The sequence below is a fragment of the Zoogloea sp. genome, from assembly GCF_028689785.1.
Lineage (GTDB): Bacteria > Pseudomonadota > Gammaproteobacteria > Burkholderiales > Rhodocyclaceae > Zoogloea.
On sequence record NZ_JAQVCN010000005.1, the window covers coordinates 21,764 to 41,770 of the forward strand.

Here is a 20,007-nt window from a genome sequence, read left to right on the forward strand (position 1 = left end):
GCCCTTGATCGACTTCCGCGACCGCCTCAGTCGCTCGGTCCGCAGCAAGCTGCTGGCCATGGTGCTGGCGCCGCTACTCCTCGGCGTGCCCATTCTCCTCGGGCTGGTGTGGATGTGGGGCACCCAGGGCTACCAGCAGCTGGTCAGCTACAAGGTCGGCTCCGACCTGATCACCGCCCACGAATATTTTGCTCACATGCACCAGAATGTCGCCGTGGACATCGGCGCGCTGGCTAGCTCCCATCGCCTGTCCCGGGCCATGGCGGCCCCCGCTGGCGCAGCCCTCGACAGCTATCTGGAAGAAGCCCGGGGCCAGGCCGGGCTGGATTTTCTCTACCTCCTCGACGCCCGTGGCGAACTGCTCGGCGCCGACCTACCCCGCCACCACCCCAGCGCCCGACGCGACGACTGGCCGGTGGTGCGCAAGGCCCTCGCCGGTGAGCCCGCCACCGCCATCGATGTCTTCGACGCCGAACACCTGGCCGCCATCAACCCCGCGCTGCGCCAACGCGCCCGCCTGAGCCTGGTGCCCACCCCCAACGCCGCCCCCGACGCACGCCTGGAGGAAACCCGGGGCCTGCTCATCCACGCCGCCATTCCGGTGCGCGACGAAAGCGAGCGGCTGGTGGCCGTGCTCGAAGGCGGCGTCCTGCTCAACGGCAACAGCGACATGGTGGATCGCATCAACGCCATCATCTATCGGGAAGGCACCCTGCCCCTGGGCAGCCGGGGCACTGCCACCCTCTTCCTCGGCGACACCCGCATCGCCACCAACGTGCGCCTCTTCGAGGGCGAACGCGCCCTCGGTACCCGCGCCTCCCGAGCCGTGCGCGACCACGTGCTGACCGAAGGCAAGGTGTGGCTGGACACCGCCTTCGTGGTGAACGACTACTACGTGTCGGGTTACGAGCCCGTCATCGACAGCTTCGGCAAGCGGGTCGGCATGCTCTATGTGGGCTTCCTCGAAGCGCCCTTCAGCGCCGCCATGCAGGGCGCCCTGTTCACCCTCTTCGCGGTCTTCGTGTCGGTCAGCGTGGCTGGCTGCGTGCTGTCCCTGCGCTGGGCACGGAGCATCTTCAAACCCGTCGAGCAGGTCGGCGCCACCATCCAGCGCGTGGGCCAGGGCGACGCCGAGGCCCGGGTCGGGCCAGTGGCCAGCCGGGACGAGATCGGCCAGCTGGCCGCCGCCTTCGACGGCCTCCTCGACACCCTCGCCGCACGCCGGGCCGAGTTGCAACGCTGGGCCGACGAGCTCGACCGCAAGGTGGCCGATCGCACCCTCGAACTGCAAGAGGCCAACGCCACCCTCGAACAGGCCCGCCGCCACCTGGCCATGACCGAAAAGCTCGCCGCCATAGGCGAACTCACCGCCGGCGTGGCCCACGAGATCAACAACCCCGTGGCGGTCATCCAGGGCAACCTGGACGTACTCAAGGAAATCCTCGGCCCGGCCGCCGATCCGGTGCGCGAAGAGATCCGCCTCATCCACGAACAGACCCACCGCATCTGGCTGATCGTCACCAAGCTGCTGCAGTTTGCCCGACCGGGCGAATTTGCCGGCTACGTGGAGGGCGTAGACCCGAATGCCCTGATCGCCGACTGCCTGGTGCTCACCCGCCACAACCTGGAGCGCCGCAACATCGACGTCCATGTGGACACCGCCGCCACCTGCCGGGTCGAGGTGAATGCCAGCGAACTGCAACAGGTCCTGATCAACCTCATCGTCAATGCCATCCAGGCCATGCCGGACGGCGGCAGCCTGCGCCTGCGCATCCGCGACTGGGAGGAGGACGGCCAGCCGGTGGGCGCTCGCATGGAAGTCTGCGACACCGGCCAAGGCATCGCCGCCGAAGACCTGTCACGTATCTTCGACCCCTTCTTCACCACCAAGAAAGGCTCGGGCACCGGGCTCGGGCTGTCCATCAGCTACACCATCATCGAACGCTACGGCGGCCGCATCTCCGTGGCCAGCCAACCCGGGCAGGGCGCCTGCTTCACCGTACACCTGCGCAGCGAAGCCCGCTACGCCGACACCCCCACCGCCCCGGGTTTCAACGCCCGCTGGATCGAGACCGGCACGGCAACCGAGCCTGGCCGCCCGTCCGACGCAAACACACGCTGACACCGCCCACTATCACCGCCATCAACAGCATCGCCATGTCTTGCAGTTGGCCAGGACGCAAGCTCACAAAAACGCACTTGGTATAAACAGCACGGGGCAGCATGATGGCCGGGCGCTCGGGCCGGCTCCGGAACAGATGGGACATTTTGTCCAATCAGAAGACAAAATGTCCCGATCTTTCCAAATGCGTCCATTCAAGCCATTGATTCCTAAGACCACGCCTCCTGGCTCGGCGCTTGCAGGTCATCCAGACCGTTCTTCAACAACACCTCAAAGGGGGAAGAATCATCATGCAACTCTCACGGCGCCAGTTTTTCAAGGTGGCCGCCGGGGGCTTGACCGGTTCGAGTCTCGTCGCGATGGGCTTTTCACCCACCGCGGCCCTCGCCGAAGTTCGCACCTTCAAGCTCGCGCGCACCACGGAAACGCGCAACACCTGTCCGTACTGTTCGGTCGGTTGCGGCATCATCATGTACAGCCTCGGCGACAAGGCCAAAAACGTCCACGCCGAAATCATCCACATCGAGGGCGACCCAGATCACCCGGTAAACCGCGGCAGCCTGTGCCCCAAGGGTGCCGGCCTGCTCGACTTCGTGCACAGCAAGAACCGGCTCAAGTACCCGGAGGTGCGCGAACCCGGCACCAAGGAATGGAAGCGCATCGGCTGGGACGAGGCTTTCACCCGCATCGCCAAGCTGATGAAGGAAGACCGCGACGCCAACTTTGTCGCCAAGAACGCCGATGGCGTAACAGTTAACCGCTGGCTCACCACCGGTTTCCTCGCCGCCTCCGCCTCCAGCAACGAATCCGGCTACATCACCCACAAGGTGGTGCGCAGCCTGGGAATGCTCGCATTCGATAACCAAGCACGTGTCTGACACGGCCCGACGGTGGCAAGTCTTGCCCCGACGTATGGCCGCGGCGCGATGACCAATCACTGGTCCGACATCAAGAATGCGGACGTGATCCTGATCATGGGCGGCAACGCTGCCGAAGCCCACCCCTGTGGGTTCAAATGGGTGACCGAAGCGAAGGCAAAGAACAAGGCCCGCCTCGTTGTCGTGGATCCGCGCTTCACGCGATCCGCTGCGATGGCCGACCTCTACGCGCCCATCCGCACCGGCACCGACATCGCCTTCCTGGGCGGGGTGATCCATTACCTGATCACCAACAACAAGGTGCACTTGGACTACATCAAGTCCTACACCGACATGACTTTCCTGGTGAAGGACGAGTTCGCCTTTGCGGACGGCTTCTTCTCAGGCTACGACCCGGAAAAACGCAAGTACGACAAATCCAGCTGGGAATACCAGATGGGCGAGGACGGCTTCGTCAAGACCGACCCCAGCCTGGAGAACCCGCGCTGCGTGTGGAACCTGATGAAGGCCCACTTCAGCCGCTACACCCCGGACGTGGTGGAGAACATCTGCGGCACCCCCAAGGACAAGTTCCTGCAGGTGGCCGAGCTGCTCGCCTCCAGCCACACGCCGGACCGGGTGATGACCATTCTGTATGCCCTCGGCTGGACCCAGCACAGCACCGGCTCGCAGATCATCCGCACGGCGGCCATGGTGCAGCTGCTGCTCGGCAACATCGGCCGGGCCGGGGGCGGGGTGAATGCCCTGCGGGGTCACTCCAACATCCAGGGGCTCACCGATCTGGGCCTGCTCTCCAACCTGCTACCGGGCTACATGACCCTGCCAGGCGAGAAGGAGACAGACTACGACGCCTACATCGCCAAGCGTGCGCCCAAGCCCATGCGACCGGGCCAGCTCTCCTACTGGCAGAACTACGGCAAGTTCCACGTCAGCCTGATGAAGGCCTGGTACGGAAACGCCGCCACCAAAGAGAACAACTGGGCCTTCGACTACCTGCCCAAGCTCGACAAGACCTACGACGTGCTGCAGGTCTTCGAGCTGATGCACCAGGGCAAGATGAACGGCTACATCGCCCAGGGCTTCAACCCCCTCAACTCCTTCCCCAACAAGGCGAAGGTGGGTGCCGCGTTGTCCAGGCTCAAATACCTGGTGGTAATCGACCCTCTGGCCACCGAGACCTCCGAGTTCTGGCAGAACTACGGCGAGTTCAACGACGTGGACCCGGCCAAGATCCAGACCACGGTGTTCCGCCTGCCCTCCACCTGCTTTGCCGAGGAGGACGGCGCCATCGTCAATTCCGGACGCTGGCTGCAGTGGCACTGGAAGGGCGCCGAGCCCCCAGGCGAGGCGAAACCCGACCCGGCGATCATGGCGGGCATCTTCCTGCGCCTGCGGGATATGTATAAAAAGGACGGCGGGGCCTTCCCCGACCCCATCCTCAACCTGGCCTGGACCCACAAGCTTCCTTACGACCCCTCGTCCGAAGAGCTGGCCAAGGAATACAACGGCAAGACCTTCGCCGATCAGCTCGATCCGAAGGATCCGACCAAGGTCATCAAGAAGGCCGGCGAGTTGCTGGACGGCTTCGCCCAGCTCAAGGATGACGGCTCCACGGCCTGCGGCTGCTGGATCTTCTCGGGCGCCTGGACCGAAAAGGGCAACATGATGGCCCGGCGCGACAACGCCGACCCCTACCACAACGGTCAGACCCTGGGCTGGGCCTTCGCCTGGCCGGCCAACCGGCGCATTCTTTACAACCGCGCCTCGGCCGACCCGGCCGGCAAACCCTGGGATGCCAAGCGCAAGCAGGTGTGGTGGGACGCCACCCAGAGCAAGTGGGTGGGCTCCGATGTGCCCGATTTCAAGGCCGATTCGGTCCCTGAGGACGGCATGGGGCCCTTCATCATGACCCCAGAGGGTGTGGCCCGCTTCTTTGCCCGGGGTGCCATGAACGAAGGCCCCTTCCCCGAGCACTACGAGCCCTTCGAGACCCCCATCGGTGTGAACCCCATGCACCGCAACAACCCCAAGGCCACGTCCAACCCGGCCGCGCGGGTGTTCAAGGGCGACATGGAGGCTTTCGGCACGGCCAAGGACTTCCCCTACGCCGCCACCACCTACCGCCTCACCGAACACTTCCACTACTGGACCAAGCACGTGCATTCCAACGCCGTGATCCAGCCGGAACAGTTCGTCGAGATCGGCGAGGCGCTGGCGGCGGAGAAGGGCATCAAGGCCGGCGACAAGGTCAAGGTGAGCTCCAACCGGGGCTACATCAAGGCCGTGGCGGTGGTGACCAAGCGCATCAAACCCCTCAAGGTCGACGGAAAGACGGTTCACCACGTCGGGATCCCGCTCCACTGGGGCTTCAAGGGGGTGGCCAAGAACGGCTTCATCACCAACACCCTGACGCCTTTTGTAGGAGACGGGAACACCCAGACGCCGGAGTTCAAGTCCTTCCTGGTCAACGTCGAGAAAGCCTGAGGAGATCGCCATGGCACTGCAATCACTTGACATCGCCAAGCGCTCGGCAACGACCACCGAGCCGCCCCAGGCACGCAAGACCCTAGAAGTCGCCAAGCTCATCGACGTCTCCAAGTGCATCGGCTGCAAAGCCTGCCAGGTGGCGTGCCTTCAGTGGAACGACCTCCACGAAGAGGTCGGGAGCTGCGGCGGCACCTATGACAACCCCACGGACATGACCGCCAACTCCTGGACGGTCATGCGCTACGCCGAAGTCGAATCGGAAGAACGGGGCCTCGAATGGCTGATCCGCAAGGACGGCTGCATGCACTGCGAGGACCCTGGCTGCCTGAAGGCCTGCCCGGCCCCCGGCGCCATCATCAAGTACGCCAACGGGATCGTGGATTTCCACCAGGAAAACTGCATCGGCTGCGGCTACTGCGTGGCGGGCTGCCCCTTCAATGTCCCGCGCATCTCGAAGAAGGACAGCAAGGCCTACAAGTGCACCCTGTGCTCCGACCGTGTCGCGGTGGGCCTGGAGCCGGCCTGCGTCAAGGTCTGCCCCACCGGCTCCATCAGCTTCGGCTCGAAGGAGGACATGAAGGAGCTGGCCGATGAGCGCATCACCGAGCTCAAGGAGCGGGGTTTCAAGAACGCCGGCCTGTACGACCCGGCCGGAGTGGGCGGCACCCACGTGATGTACGTGCTCAACCACGCCGACAAGCCGAGCCTGTACAGCGGCCTGCCCGCCGACCCGACGATCGCACCCACCGTCTCCCTGTGGAAGGGCTTCGCCAAGCCCCTGGCCATGGCCGGCATTGCTGCCGCGGCCCTGGGTGGCCTCTTCCACTATGTGATGAAGGGCCCGAACGAAGTGTCCAAGGAGATCGAAGCCGAAGTCGAAAAGGAACTGGAGGCCGAAAAATGATCCGTGATCCGTCCGACCTGCAACGCTACAACGCGTCCGAGAGGGCCAACCACTGGATTGTGGGCATCTGCTTCATCCTGCTCGCGCTCTCCGGCCTGGCCCTGTTCCACCCGGCCCTGTTCCCCCTCACCAACCTGTTCGGTGGCGGGGTGTGGACCCGCATCCTGCACCCCTTCATCGGGGTGATCATGATGCTGTTCTTCGTGGTGATGTTCTTCCGCTTCAAACGCCTCAACCACATGACCGACCCCGACTGGGAGTGGGTCAAGCGGGCCAGGGAAATGGTGGATGGAGATGACCACAACATGCCGGAGATGGGCAAGTACAACGGGGGGCAGAAGCTGCTGTTCTGGTTCCTCGGCCTGGCCATGCTGATGCTCTTCGTATCGGGCATCATCATCTGGCGGGCGTACTTCTCCCATTACTTCCCCATCGGCGTGATCCGCACCGGGGCCGTGCTGCATGCGGTCTTTGCCACGGTGATGATCATCGCGATCATCGTTCACGTGTATGCCGCCATCTGGGTCCGGGGCACCATCCGGGCCATGCTCTACGGCACCGTGACCCGCGCCTGGGCCAAGCAGCATCACCGGGCCTGGTATCGCCAGGTGACCGGCAAGTAGCACAATCCGGCGGGGGCCCCAGCCGGCGCCCCCGCCGCCCGAATTCCCGGTGCCGTCCGTCAGACAAACCGGCGCCCGAGCCCCGAAGCCCTATCTGGAACGCCATGCAGACACTGCTCAGTCCCGAAGAAATCGCCACCCAGGCCGTCGCCGAGAACAGCTCCAACCGGCTTCCTTCCACCTGGGTTTTTGCCAACCGCGCCGAGCGCCTGCGGGCCCTGGCCGGTGAGCACGCCATGGCCGACTTCCTGCTCTTCTGCGCCCGGATCGCCGACGTCCAGCAGCAGCAACTCGACCGCCTTCGCCCCCTCACCGCCCGCCCCGACGCGGCCCTGCTCAAGCGCTGCCGCGAACACGGCATGCCGCCCCTCGATGCCCAGGGCGCTGAGCTGCCCGAGGCCTGGTTCAGCGTCCTCCAGCACCTCGCCGCCGCCCTCGACCCCTACGCCCCGCCGGTACTGCAGTCGGCCCTGCTGAGCCTGCCTGGCATGGCGCGCGACACCATGGACGAACTCGCCCGCAGCATCCTGCGCTGCGAGGAAGCACCGGACACCGTCATCGAACTGGCCCTCGCCCCCCTCGTCGGCGCTGCCCTGCAGGTTGCCTGGACAGCCCGCGCCCTGGCCCTCGCCGAAAGCGACATTCCCGCCGGCTTCGAAGACAGCCTGTGCCCGGCCTGCGGCGCCCACCCGGTGGCCTCCATCGTGCGCATCGGCGATGCCGGCCACGGCGTGCGCTACGCCACCTGCAGCCTGTGCGCCTGCGAATGGCACGTCACCCGCATCAAGTGCGTGCCCTGCCACAACACCAAGGGCATCAGTTATCAGGGCCTGGAAAGCCGGCAGGGCACCGTGCACCCCGGCGTCAAGGCCGAAACCTGCCCCGAATGCCAGGCCAGCCTGAAGATCGTGTCCATGGAGAAAGACCCGCTGGTGGATGCCTTCGCCGACGACCTGGCCACCCTGGCCCTCGACATGCTGGTGGACGAGGCCGGCTTCCACCGAGCCGGTCGCAACCTGTTCCTGTTCACCCCCTAGGAGACTCCCCACGATGGCGTCCATGGTCCATGGCACCACGTCCGACGACAGCACCGCTTACCGCGCCCTGCCCAGTCTCGACCGACTTCTCGCCGCCGCCCCCGGCCTCATCGAGGCCCATGGACGCAGCGAAACCACCCAGGTGCTGCGGGCAGTCCTCGCGACTGCCCGCCAGCGCATTGGCGAAGGACATGCCGCCCCTGAACCCGGCGGCCTGCTCCGGGACGCCGAAACCCGCCTCAAGGCCCGCGCCGCGCCCAGGCTGAAGCGCGTCTTCAACCTCACCGGCACCGTGCTGCACACCAACCTCGGCCGCGCCGTACTGCCCGACGAAGCCATCGCCGCCATGGTGGACGCCGCCCGCTCCCCCTGCGCCCTCGAATACGACGTGGATACGGGCGGCCGCGGCGACCGGGACGACGTGGTGAATGAACTGCTGCGCGAGCTCACCGGCGCCGAAGCCGCCACCGTGGTCAACAACAACGCCGCGGCCGTCTTCCTGCTCCTCAACACCCTGGCCCAGCGCAAGGAAGTCATCGTCTCCCGGGGCGAGCTGGTGGAGATCGGCGGTGCCTTCCGCGTGCCCGACATCATGAAGCGCGCCGGTGCCCGGCTGGTCGAAGTGGGCTGCACCAACCGCACCCACCCCAAGGATTTCGACGAGGCCATCGGCCCTCGCACCGGCCTGCTGATGAAGATCCACACCAGCAACTACGCCGTCGAAGGCTTCACCGCCAGCGTCGGCCAGGCCGACATGGCACGCATCGCCCACGCCCGCGGCCTGCCCTTCGTCGAAGACCTGGGCAGCGGCACCCTCACCGACCTGGAACGCTGGGGCCTGCCCCACGAACCCACCCCGCGGGAGGCCATCGCCAACGGCGCCGACCTGGTCAGCTTCTCCGGCGACAAGCTCCTCGGCGGCCCCCAGGCCGGCATCCTCGTCGGCCGCAAGGACCTGATCACAAAAATCAAGAAGAACCCCCTCAAGCGCGCCCTGCGGGTCGGCAAGATCACCCTCGCCGGGCTGGAGGCCGTGCTGCGCCTGTACCGCGACCCGGACACCCTGGCCGAACGCCTGAGCACCCTGCGCCTGCTCACCCGCCCCCGGGACGCGATGCTCGCCCAGGCCGAACGCCTGCACGCCCCGGTGGCCAGCGCCCTGGCCGGCTGGCCCCTGACGGTCAGCATCGAACCCATGCTGTCGCAGATCGGCTCCGGCAGCCTGCCGGTGGACCGCCTGCCCTCCGCCGGCCTGGTGTTCCGCCCCCAGGGCCGCAAGGGCAGCGTGCTGGGCAAGCTCGAAGCGGCCCTGCGCGGCCTGCCGGTGCCGGTCATCGGGCGCATCGCCGACAACGCCCTGCACCTCGACCTGCGCTGCCTGCCCCCCGACGACGAAGCCGCCTTCCTCACCCAGATCCAGGCGGGCTTCACCCCATGCTGATCGGCACCGCCGGCCACATCGACCACGGCAAGACCACCCTGGTCCGCGCCCTCACCGGCGTGGACACCGACCGCCTGCCCGAGGAGAAGCGCCGCGGCATCACCATCGAGCTGGGCTACGCCTACCTGCCCCTGGCCGCCGACGACGGCAACCCGGAGCAGGTGCTCGGCTTTGTGGATGTTCCCGGCCACGAGAAATTCGTCCCCACCATGCTGGCCGGCGCCAGCGGCGTGGATTTCGCCCTGCTGGTGGTGGCCACCGACGACGGCCCCATGCCCCAAACCCGCGAACACCTGCAGATCCTCGAACTGCTCGGCCTGAGCCACGGCGCCGTCGCCCTCACCAAAGTCGACCGGGCCAGCCCGGAGCGCATTGCCGAAGTCACCCGCCAGATCCACGCCCTGCTCGCCCCCACCTCCCTGGCCGGGGCGCCGGTCTTCCCGGTATCGGCCATCACCGGCAGCGGCGTGGCCGCCCTGCGCAGCCACCTCCTCGACGCGGCCGGAGCCCTGCCCGCCCGCACCGCCGGCGGCGAATTCCGCCTCGCCGTGGACCGGGTATTCACCCTCTCCGGCGCCGGCACCATCGTGGCCGGCACGGTGCACGCCGGACAGATCAGCGTGGGCGACACCATCACCCTGGCCCCCGCGGGCAAGACTGCCCGGGTGCGCAGCCTGCACGTGCAGAACCGCAAGGCCGACCAGGGCCACGCCGGCCAGCGCTGCGCCCTCAACCTCGCCGGCCTGGCAGTAGATGAAGTGAAGCGTGGCGACTGGCTGGTAGGTACCGCCAGGCCGCTGCCCTCCACCCGCCTCGACATCCACCTGCAGCTCGCCAGCGATGCACCTCGGGCCCTGGCCCACGGCGCCGTGGTACAGATCCACCACGGCACCCGCCACCTCCTCGGCCGGGTTGCGCTCCTTGACGCCACCCTCGAGAAGACCGGTCTTCCGCCCGGTGGGGACTGCCCCGCACAACTGGTCGCCGACGCCTCCCTGCACGCCTGTCGAGGCGATCTGGTGGTACTGCGAGACGGCCACGGCCAGCACACCCTGGGCGGCGGACGCATCCTCGACCCCTTCGGCCCGGTGCGCCACCGCCGGGCGCCGGAACGCCTCGCCGTACTGGCCAGCCAGCTCATCGCCGATCCGGCAGAGCGCCTGCAAGCCGTGCTCAACAGGGCCCCCCTCGGTCTCGATGCCAGCCAGCTGGCCGCCGCAGAAAACTGCCACCCCGGCACCCTGGTCACCCTGCTGCCCACCGCCCACCACAGCGAGAGGGCTGGCTGGCTGATCGGCAGCCAGCCCCTGGAAGCCCTCGGCAAGCGGGTCGCAGCCCGCCTCGCCCAACACCACGAACAACACGGCGACGAGCGCGGCGTCGAGCGCGACCGCCTGCGCCGCATGGTCGCCCCTGCCGTCCCCGCCCTTGCCTTTGCCGAATGGCTGGACACCTGGCTTGCCGCCGGCCACCTGGCCCGCAGCGGCAGTGCCTGGCACCTGCCCGAGCACCGGGTCGAGCTGGATGATCGTGATCGCCAGCGCGCCGAAAAGCTGATGCCCTGGCTGCTCGAAAAGCCCTTCGAGCCCCCCTGGGTCCGCGACATCGCCACGCGCCTCGGCGAACCGGAAGCCCTGACCCGCGAACTCCTCAAACGTCTCGCCGCCCGCGGCGAAACCTGCCAGGTGGTGCGCGACCTGTTTTACGCCCCAGCCGCCGTACGCAGCCTGGGCCGTATTGCCACCGAACTGATGGACGGCGAAGGCTGCATCCGGGCCGCCGCCTTTCGTGACAGAAGCGGCCTGGGGCGCAAGCGGGCCATCCAGATCCTCGAATATTTCGACCGCGTCGGCTTCACCCGCAAGGTCGGCCATGGACACGATGAACAGCACCGAATTCGTGGCGATCTTCCGGTAAATTGAGTTTAAATGCGATAAAATACAGGCAATTCACGTTTTCTTGAACGGAAGGGATGCGTCCCCCGGTGGGGCGACTGGTCTTCAAAACCAGGAGGGGCCGTCAAGCGGTTCCTGGTGGGTTCGACTCCCATTCTCTTCCGCCACCCTTACACTTCAGCGAGCCCACCATGCCCCAGCTGCGCGGCTGTGATTTTCCGGATGCGCTGCTCTACCACCCGGAAAGCCACCTGTGGTTCGCGCCCCTGGGCGAAGATCGCTACCGGGTGGGTGTGACCGGCTTAGGCATCGCCTTGTCCGGCGATATCCTGCTGTTCACCCCCAAGCCCACCGGCGCCACGGTGGACGCAGGGCGCGGCTTTGGCCTGCTCGAAGCGGGCAAGACGGTATTCCCCGTCAAATCCCCTTTCAACGCAAGGCTGCTCCGCGCCAACGAGGCCCTCGACCCCTCCGCCCGGGCCATCAACCGTGCCCCCTTCGAAGCCTGGATGGTCGAGCTGCAAGCCGTGGGTGCGCTGCCCGCCGACACCCTGCTGGCCTGGCCCGAGGCCGAGCCGGCCATCATCCGCATCATGGATCGCTACGCCTTCCGCGACCTATCCGACTTCTCCACCCCGCTCTTCCACGAAGACGACCGTGACTTCTGAAGCCCAGCTGCAGAAACTCGCCATCCTCGTTTGGGCCGCCGACCCCAGCCGGCCGGAACTGTGTGCCACCCCCTTTTACTTCGCAGCAGCAGCCGCCGCGATGGACGTGGAGGTGGAGATGTACTTCACCGCCCGCTCGGTGGAGCTGCTCCGCCAGGGGGTGGCCGAAAAGCTGGAGGCCGCCACCGGCAGCGGCAAATCGGTGGCCGATTTCCGGCGCGAAGCCCTGGCCTTCGGGGTCCGCCTGTATGCCTGCCCCACCGCCCTGGCCAGCCACGATGTACCGGAAAACGCACTGATCCCCACCCTTGCCGGGCAGGCCGGGGCGGCCGCCTTCCTGGGTCGCAGCCTCGACCCGGCCTGGCGTACCCTGAGCTTCTGACCCCCGTCTCCACACCATGAAACACGACCCCATCACCGGGCTCATCCTCGCCGGCGGCCTCGGCAGCCGCATGGGCGGGCAGGACAAGGGCCTCGTCGAACTGGCCGGTCAGCCCATGGTGAAACACGTACTGGATCGTCTGGCCCCCCAGGTGCATCAGCTGATGATCAACGCCAACCGCAATGCCGGCGCCTACGCCGCGTTCAGCCCCAGGGTGGTGCCTGACCGGCTGGCAGGTTTTGTCGGCCCCCTGGCCGGCCTGGATGCAGCCCTGCACGACCCGGCGCTGGAAGGGGACTGGGTGCTGACCTGCCCCTGCGACTCGCCCTTTCTGCCCCTCGACCTGGCCCCCCGCATGCTCGCGGCGGTCCAGGCAGCTGCTGCCGACCTGGCCATGGCCAGCACCAACGGTCAGCCCGAACCCGCCTTCCTGCTTGCCCACAGACGCCTTGCCCCCAGCTTGGCCGCCTTTCTCGAAGGCGGCGGGCGGCAGATCCGGCGCTGGGTGGGTGAAGCGCATCACGTCGTGGTGGATTTTTCCGACTGCCCCGGGGCCTTCTCCAACATCAACACCCCCGAGGAACTGGCCCGCCAGACCCCAAGCCCCAAGCCCTAGGCCTGGTGGCTGCCGCGCCAGGTGCTGGCGGAAAGGAGTTATCGGGTTTGAACAGCCCGTCGGCTCGACATCCAGCCGAACAGAGAGAGCAGAGCCAACCCGCCACCGATCAGCAGGATGCCGGCAACCTCGCTGGCCTTGAAAGCTTCGCCCAAGGCCAGCCGCGATGAGAGGATGGCCACCACCGGGGTGCCCAGCACCGAAAGGCTGGCCTCCCAGGCCGGCACCCGGTCGAGAATCCACACCCACAGCCACCAGCACAGCGCCACGCTGGCCACCGACAGGAAGGCCATGATGGCGATGTAGTGAGCACTCCAGTCGGTACTGCGGCCAGGAACCAGTTCGGCGAGCAGCAGCAGGGGGATTGAGCCGATGATCATCTGCCAGGTGGTCAGCACCAGCAGATCCACCGGCTCACGGCGGCGCAGGCGCTTCAACAGCACGGTGCTCACCGCCCAACACACTGCCGCGCCAATGCCCAGCATTTTGCTGAACAGGCTGGAGTGCATGTTCCAGGGTTCGATGATCAGCAGCAGCCCGCCCAGGGTGGAGGCAGCCGCCAGCCACTGCTTGCCACGCACCCGCTCGCCGAGTACCGGCCAGGCCAGCAGCAGGGTCCAGATCGGCATGGTGAAGATCAGCACCGCCGTCTTGCCGGGCCCACCCTCCACCAGCGCCCAGGTCTGCAGGGCCACGAAGCCGGTGATCTGCACCAGGCCAAGCACAGTGGTCTCTCGTGGGGCCACCAGGCGCATGGATTTGCCCATCAGTTTCACCGCCACCATCAGGGCCACGGCGCCGCCCACACAGCGCTGGGCGGCCAGGGCGAAGGGCGAGGCGTACATGAGGCCCTGCTTGAGCAGCACCCAGGTGTAACCCCAGGTGCACGACAGGACGATCAGCGCCAGCGCTGGGAGGTAGCGGGCGAGGGAGGGGGGAAAGACAGGCATGCGCGACGCCGGCTTGATGCCGTGCGGACGGATCGGAGAAGTGGGTCAGGCAGACAGGCGCAAGGAAAGTTCATTGCCCGGCCCGGTACAGCAGTTGTGCAAACGGCCGTACCGGGCTGCGATCAGGCTTCGTCCTGCTTGCGCGGACGACGGCTGCGGGCGGGGGCCTTGCGTGCCGGCTTTTCCGCGACCTCGGGGGCCGGGGCGGAAGGCTCGGCGGGGGCTGCTTCGCCCCCCGCATCGACCACGGCTTCGGCTGCCTTACGGGTGCCACGGCCCTTGCGACGGGTGTCGGGGCGGGGCGCCGCTTCGGGGGCAGCCTCAGCGACCACTGCGGCAGGCGCCGGGGGAGCCACTGATGCCTCTACAGCCGGCTCTGCCGCTTTGGGGGAGCTGCGGCCACGCCGACGGCTCTCCTTGGTCACCGGTGGCGTTTCAGGGTCTGCAGCGGGTACGGCCGGCTCGATGGGAGCTTCCGGTGCTTCTGGCACAGCCGCAGCTTCGACAATGACCGGTGCAGGCGCATCGGCAGCCTTGCCACCCTCCCTGCGCCCGCGGTGACGGGGACTACGGGTTTCGGCCGGCTCGGCCTGAGGCGCAAATTCGGATTGGGCTACATGCTCGGCGTAGGCAGCTTCGAGTTCGCTGCGGGCAACAGCCAGATCATCCACTCTGGGCTTGTTGCCGCCCCGCCCTCCACGACGGGATGAACGACGAGATTCCGTCGGCTCGGCCACGACATTTCCGGCCTGCCCTTCGGCAATCACCACCTGCTCGCTGGCCAGCTGCTCCGTACGGGCTGCAGCGCCACCGGAACGATACACATAGGTGCCGGATTTTTCGTCCCGGCCGAACTCCAGCAAGCCGCGGGACTGGGCCTCCTCAAGCAGGTTGCCGAAGGCACGGAAGCCGTAGCGGGTTTCGCTGAAATCGGGCTTGCGGCGCTTGATGGCTTCCTTGAGCACCGAAGCCCAGATCTTGCCGGTATCACCCCGCTCGGCCAGCAAGGCTTCAAAAGTTTCCACGGCGATCTCGACAGCGCGGGTACGCCGGGCGTCGAGCTCTTCCTTGCGGCGCTTTTCCTCTTCGGGGCTGCGCCGGCTGGACTGCTGGGCCTCCCGGGGTTCGCGACGGGCCGCCACCTGGCGGGTCTCGCGGACCAGATCGTCGTAGAAGATGAACTCGTCGCAGTTGGCGATGAGCAGGTCGGAGGTGGATTGCTTGACCCCGACGCCGATCACCTGCTTGGCGTTTTCGCGCAGCTTGGACACCAGCGGCGAAAAGTCGGAATCGCCGCTGATGATGACAAAGGTATTGACGTGGCTCTTGGTGTAGCACAGGTCGAGGGCGTCCACGACGAGGCGGATGTCGGCCGAGTTCTTGCCGGATTGGCGCACATGGGGAATCTCGATCAGCTCGAAATTGGCCTCATGCATGGTCGCCTTGAAACCCTTGTAGCGCTCCCAGTCGCAATAGGCCTTCTTGACGACGATGCTGCCCTTGAGGAGCAGGCGCTCGAGAACGAGCTTGATATCGAACTTTTCGTAGTTCGCGTCACGTACACCCAGGGCCACGTTCTCGAAATCACAGAACAGGGCCATGCTGACGTTTTCGGGGGATGAGGCCATGTAGGGCTCCAGGAGAGTCGGCAAGAGTGCTGCGCAGGGTACGCCCAAAAGGGCAGGAAGTGGGCCTGAAGTCGCCTCGGAGGGGCTTCCGGTCAGGCGATCTCGCTGCTTTCGGCCGGTGGCGCAACCTTGACGACTTCTTCCAGGGTCGTGACCCCGGCCGCCACCTTGAGCGCACCGGAGAGACGCAGGGGCTTCATGCCTTCGCGGATGGCGATGTCACGCACCCGGGCGATGTCCATCTCGGCATTGACCGCCTTTCTCACTTCCGGCGACATGAGCAGGATCTCGTACAGCCCGATGCGCCCCATGTAACCGGTCATGCGGCATTCCAGGCAGCCCACAGCCTTGTGGATGCGGCTCGGGCGGGGCGCTTTCCAGGGCGTCACCAGATGATCCCAGATGGCTCCCTCTTCGGGCGTCAGGGGATGGGGCTGCTTGCAGTGGGGGCACAGGATGCGCACCAGACGCTGGGCCATGATGCCAAGCAGGGTGGCATTGAGGAGGTAGGCCGGCACCCCCAGGTCGAGCATCCGCGTCACCGCCGAAGGCGCATCGTTGGTGTGCAGGGTGGATAGCACCAGGTGGCCGGTGAGGGCGGCCTGGATGGCCATCTCGGCGGTTTCCAGGTCGCGGATCTCCCCCACCATGATGATGTCCGGGTCTTGCCGCATCAGGGCCCGCACCCCGTCGGCAAAGCCCAGCTCGATGGCCTGATGCACCTGCATCTGGTTGAAGGCCGGCTCCACCATCTCGATGGGGTCCTCGATGGTGCACACATTCACCTCGGGGGTGGCGAGCTGCTTCAGGGTCGAATAGAGGGTTGTGGTCTTGCCGGAACCGGTGGGCCCGGTGACCAGCACAATGCCGTGGGGCTTCTCGGAGATGGAGTGCCAGCGCGCTTCATCCTGCTCCGAAAAGCCCAGCTCAGCCATGTTGCGCACCAACACTTCGGGATCGAAGATACGCATAACTAGCTTTTCGCCAAAGGCCGTGGGCAGGGTGGACAGGCGCAGCTCCACCTCCTTGCCACTGCTCACCCGGGTCTTGATGCGGCCATCCTGGGGGCGGCGCTTCTCCACCACGTCCATGCGCCCGAGAATCTTGATGCGGCTGGTCATGGCGGTGAGCACCGGCATCGGCATCTGGTACACCTGGTGCAACACCCCGTCGATGCGAAAACGCACCAGCCCCATGTCGCGCCGGGGCTCGATGTGAATGTCGCTGGCGCGCTGCTCGAAGGCGTACTGCCACAACCAGTCCACGATGTTGACGATGTGGCTGTCGTTGGCGTCGAACTGACGGTTGCCCTGTCCCAGCTCCACCAGCTGTTCGAAAGATGACAGGCTGGCGCCCGTATGGCCGCTGCTCCGGGCCGCATTCTTGACCGAACGGGCCAGGTTGTAGAACTCCACCAGGTAGCGCGCCACATCGGCCGGGTTGGCCACCACCCGGCGGATGTCCTTCTTGAGGTAGCCCGCCACCTCCTTCTCCCACTCGCGCAGGTAGGGCTGGGTGGTGGCGACCACCACCTCGCGCAAGCCCACCTGCACCGGCAGCACCCCGAAACGGGTGGCGTAGGCCGAGGACATCACCGCCGTCACCGCAGCAAAATCGATCTTGAGGGGGTCAATGCGGTAGTAGTCCAGCTCCACCTTGCCAGCCAGCCATTCGGTGAGCTCTTCCAGGCCCAACACCCTGTGAGGTGGCAGCCTGGAGGCCCATTTCTGGCCGGCAATGACGATCAGGGGATGGGCATCGGAGGGCCGGATGCCCTGGGCAAGGCGCAGGTTGTCAGCATCGGTCTGAGCCACCATCCGGTCGGTGGTGAGCAGGTCGAGCACTTCGGCCAGGCTCAGCCGGTGTTCATGGACGGTAGCAGTACGTAGCGAGGACGGCATCGGACAAGACCGGCAGGGGAGCATGTCGCCCCACCGGGGGCGGGTTGATCGCAGGCGTCGAGCATAAGCGCAATCACCCCGCCCCGGCCGGATTTTTTCCTGCCTTTACCCTCACCAGCCACGGTATCCCCGCTGATAGCCCGGCCCAGGGGCCGGCGGCACCACGATGACCGGCGGCGGCGAATAGTGGCGATGCCCGTAACCATAGCCACGGTCATGACCAACCGGGAGGACGACACAGGCGCTCAGGGAGGCGGCGGCCAGTACGATACAGATAAGGCGCTTCATGACTTCACTCCAGTAAAGGTTGCCCCCCTTCAACGCTGCATCCATCCGGCGGTTTCAGGGCAATCATCTCCGGATGTTGCGGCAGTGGATCAGCACAGCTTGCCAATGACATATGAATTGTCATTAAATGTCTTCGTCATCAACCCGGAGACCACCATGAAGCGCATCCTGTCCCTCATCATCCTGAGCCTGGCCGGCATCAACCTGGCCTTTGCCGCCGTCAACATCAACACCGCCACCCCGGCAGAACTGGACGGCGTGAAGGGCATCGGGCCTGCCAAGGCCCAGGCGATCGTCGATTACCGCAGCAAGAACGGCCCCTTCAAAAGCGTGGACGACCTGAAGAACATCAAGGGCTTTGGCGACAAGAACCTGGCCAAGCTGAAAGGCGAGCTGACGGTGACGGGGGGTGAAGCGAAGAAGTAGAAACGGCAGACCTGCCTTGAGAACAGGCCCCGGCAGGACGCCGGGCCTGTTGAAGATACCACCGGATCACCCGCCATCGAGGCCGATAATCCGGGACAAACCCTGATCAGCCGCGGATCACGGCTTCCAGCGCAGCCAGCACCAGCGCGATGTTGGCAGGGCGGCTGGAATGGCCCATCAGACCAATACGCCAGACACGGCCGGCAAGCGCCCCCAGGCCGGCACCAATCTCGATACCAAACTCGTTGAGCAGACGGCTGCGCACCTGAGCTTCATCAACCCCTTCCGGTACCCACACGGTGTTCAGCTGGGGCAGGCGTGCATCCTCACGCACCACGAACTTGAGGCCCAAGGCCTCAAGCCCGGCACGCAGGCGCAGGTGATTGTTGTGGTGGCGCTGCCAGGCGTTCTCGAGGCCTTCCTCGGCGAGCATCACCAGGGATTCATGCAGGCCGTAGAGCGGGTTCACCGGCGCGGTGTGGTGGTAGGTCCGCTTGGCACCACTCCAGTAGCCCAGCACCAGGCTCAGATCCTGGAACCAGCTCGGGCAAGGAGACTTGCGCGCACGGATGCGTTCGACGGCAGCCGGCGAAAAACTCACCGGCGACAGGCCCGGTGTGCTCGACAGGCACTTCTGGCTGCCGGAATAGGCCGCATCGATTCCCCACTGGTCCAGCAGCACGGGCACTCCGCCCAGTGAAGTGACGCAATCCATGATCGTCAGTGCCCCGTAACGTCGGGCGATCGCCGCCAGCGTGGCCGCATCGGAGAGGGCCCCGGTGGAGGTTTCGGCATGCACGAAGGCAAACAGGGCGGCATCGGGATTGGCAACGAAGGCTTCCTCCACCTTGGCCGGGTCCACCGGTGCACCCCACGGGTCCTCGACGATCACCGGCACGCCACCGCAGCGACGCACGTTCTCGGCCATGCGCTGACCAAACACCCCATTGATGCACACCACCACCTTGTCACCCGGGCTGACCAGGTTCACGAAGCAGGTCTCCATGCCCACCGAGCCTGGTGCAGAAACCGGGAAAGTCAGCTCGTTGTCGGTCTGGAAGGCATAGCGGAGCAGGCTCTTGAGCTCGTCCATCATGCCCACGAAGGCCGGATCCAGGTGACCGATGGTGGGGCGAGCCATGGCGGCCAGCACGCGCGGCGGCACATCAGACGGCCCGGGCCCCATCAGGGTACGCACGGGAGGCTGAAAGGAGGTGATACGGGGCGAATCAATTTTCATGGTGTCTCCTGATGTCATTCTGGTGTGTCGGGCTACAGGCCCCCTCACTGGGGCCGGCCATTGGCAGCGATCAGACGGATGATGCGAACAGTGTCCAGGTCGGACTCCCGGTAGGCAGCCTTCACGTACTCGGACACCTGCACCCCCTCCGCTGCCCCCAAGCCCTCAGGCAAGGTGGTTTCATAGGTGAAGCGCAGATAAAGGTGATCGGCGGCGGGCTGATCGAAGCGGATGGTCAGACGCCCGCCGGCATGTTCGGCCGTCGCTGCCGACTCGAAGCAGACCCACTCGAGATGCCGGAAGGTGACCGTATCACGCACGCTGGCCTGACCGAAGTGCAGCTCGCGCTCCACCCGCTCTGCCTCGCGGGACAGAATTGTGCAGCGCTCAAGCCCGGGTAGAAAAACAGTGGGCTCTTCCACCCGGTACATCAGGCCGTGCCAGACCTGTTCCGCACTCAAGGGTTCGATAAGCGGGTTGAGGGGGTTGTTGATCTCGATGAGGTGTTCGAAATGCAAGGG

The 20,007-nt window shown here is 66.1% G+C and carries 17 protein-coding genes and 1 tRNA gene; 12 read left to right on the forward strand and 6 right to left on the reverse strand.

The window, feature by feature from the left end:
* Positions 1-4 precede the first annotated feature (4 nt).
* The 11 genes from PHI64_RS04045 (at position 5) to mobA (ending at position 13,053) form a co-directional block, all read left to right on the forward strand.
* Complete coding sequence (locus tag PHI64_RS04045) at positions 5-2,122, forward strand: cache domain-containing protein (protein ID WP_366945129.1); 2,118 nt, start codon at positions 5-7, stop codon at positions 2,120-2,122.
* Between the two features lie 290 nt (positions 2,123-2,412).
* The gene (fdnG, locus tag PHI64_RS04050; protein WP_299878977.1) at positions 2,413-5,484 is read left to right on the forward strand and encodes a formate dehydrogenase-N subunit alpha; all 3,072 of its coding nucleotides are present in this window, start codon (positions 2,413-2,415) and stop codon (positions 5,482-5,484) included.
* A 10-nt stretch (positions 5,485-5,494) separates the two neighbouring features.
* Positions 5,495-6,391, forward strand: a complete 897-nt coding sequence (gene fdxH, locus PHI64_RS04055; protein ID WP_299878980.1) for a formate dehydrogenase subunit beta — start codon at positions 5,495-5,497, stop codon at positions 6,389-6,391.
* Positions 6,388-7,014, forward strand: a complete 627-nt coding sequence (locus tag PHI64_RS04060; protein WP_299878983.1) for a formate dehydrogenase subunit gamma — start codon at positions 6,388-6,390, stop codon at positions 7,012-7,014. The genes fdxH and PHI64_RS04060 overlap by 4 nt, the downstream gene beginning before the upstream one ends.
* A gap of 104 nt (positions 7,015-7,118) precedes the next feature.
* Positions 7,119-8,051, forward strand: coding sequence for a formate dehydrogenase accessory protein FdhE (fdhE, locus tag PHI64_RS04065; protein WP_299878986.1), 933 nt, complete (start codon positions 7,119-7,121; stop codon positions 8,049-8,051).
* Positions 8,052-8,064: 13 nt separating this feature from the next.
* Positions 8,065-9,492, forward strand: coding sequence for an L-seryl-tRNA(Sec) selenium transferase (gene selA / locus PHI64_RS04070; RefSeq protein ID WP_299878989.1), 1,428 nt, complete (start codon positions 8,065-8,067; stop codon positions 9,490-9,492).
* Complete coding sequence (gene selB / locus PHI64_RS04075; protein WP_299878992.1) at positions 9,486-11,414, forward strand: selenocysteine-specific translation elongation factor; 1,929 nt, start codon at positions 9,486-9,488, stop codon at positions 11,412-11,414. The genes selA and selB overlap by 7 nt, the downstream gene beginning before the upstream one ends.
* 43 nt (positions 11,415-11,457) lie before the next feature.
* Positions 11,458-11,554: transfer RNA gene (locus tag PHI64_RS04080), tRNA-Sec, on the forward strand.
* Positions 11,555-11,578: 24 nt separating this feature from the next.
* Entirely contained in the window at positions 11,579-12,055 is a 477-nt protein-coding gene (locus PHI64_RS04085; protein WP_299878995.1) for a hypothetical protein, read from the forward strand.
* A complete protein-coding gene (locus PHI64_RS04090) occupies positions 12,045-12,437 on the forward strand; it encodes a DsrE family protein (RefSeq protein WP_299878998.1) in 393 nt (130 codons plus the stop codon). The genes PHI64_RS04085 and PHI64_RS04090 overlap by 11 nt, the downstream gene beginning before the upstream one ends.
* 16 nt (positions 12,438-12,453) lie before the next feature.
* Positions 12,454-13,053: a molybdenum cofactor guanylyltransferase MobA gene (mobA, locus tag PHI64_RS04095; protein ID WP_299879001.1), complete on the forward strand. Its 600-nt coding sequence runs from the start codon at positions 12,454-12,456 to the stop codon at positions 13,051-13,053.
* Positions 13,054-13,091: 38 nt separating this feature from the next.
* Here the strand turns inward: mobA and PHI64_RS04100 are convergent, their stop codons facing one another.
* The 4 genes from PHI64_RS04100 to PHI64_RS04115 form a co-directional block, all read right to left on the reverse strand.
* A complete protein-coding gene (locus PHI64_RS04100; protein WP_299879004.1) occupies positions 13,092-14,003 on the reverse strand; it encodes an EamA family transporter in 912 nt (303 codons plus the stop codon).
* A 122-nt stretch (positions 14,004-14,125) separates the two neighbouring features.
* Positions 14,126-15,631, reverse strand: coding sequence for an NYN domain-containing protein (locus PHI64_RS04105; RefSeq protein WP_299879006.1), 1,506 nt, complete (start codon positions 15,629-15,631; stop codon positions 14,126-14,128).
* Between the two features lie 92 nt (positions 15,632-15,723).
* Positions 15,724-17,532 (reverse strand): GspE/PulE family protein, encoded by a 1,809-nt coding sequence (locus tag PHI64_RS04110; RefSeq protein ID WP_299879009.1) that lies wholly within the window; start codon positions 17,530-17,532, stop codon positions 15,724-15,726.
* 111 nt (positions 17,533-17,643) lie between these two features.
* Entirely contained in the window at positions 17,644-17,820 is a 177-nt protein-coding gene (locus PHI64_RS04115) for a hypothetical protein (RefSeq protein WP_299879013.1), read from the reverse strand.
* Positions 17,821-17,976: 156 nt separating this feature from the next.
* On the opposite strand from PHI64_RS04115, the gene PHI64_RS04120 reads away from it, so the two are divergent.
* Positions 17,977-18,246, forward strand: a complete 270-nt coding sequence (locus tag PHI64_RS04120; protein ID WP_299879016.1) for a helix-hairpin-helix domain-containing protein — start codon at positions 17,977-17,979, stop codon at positions 18,244-18,246.
* 106 nt (positions 18,247-18,352) lie between these two features.
* Here PHI64_RS04120 and PHI64_RS04125 read toward each other — a convergent pair whose 3' ends face one another.
* Both PHI64_RS04125 and PHI64_RS04130 read right to left on the reverse strand, forming a co-directional pair.
* Positions 18,353-19,486, reverse strand: coding sequence for an alanine--glyoxylate aminotransferase family protein (locus PHI64_RS04125; RefSeq protein WP_299879019.1), 1,134 nt, complete (start codon positions 19,484-19,486; stop codon positions 18,353-18,355).
* Positions 19,487-19,530: 44 nt separating this feature from the next.
* Positions 19,531-20,004, reverse strand: a complete 474-nt coding sequence (locus tag PHI64_RS04130) for an SRPBCC family protein (RefSeq protein ID WP_299879022.1) — start codon at positions 20,002-20,004, stop codon at positions 19,531-19,533.
* Positions 20,005-20,007: the final 3 nt, after the last annotated feature.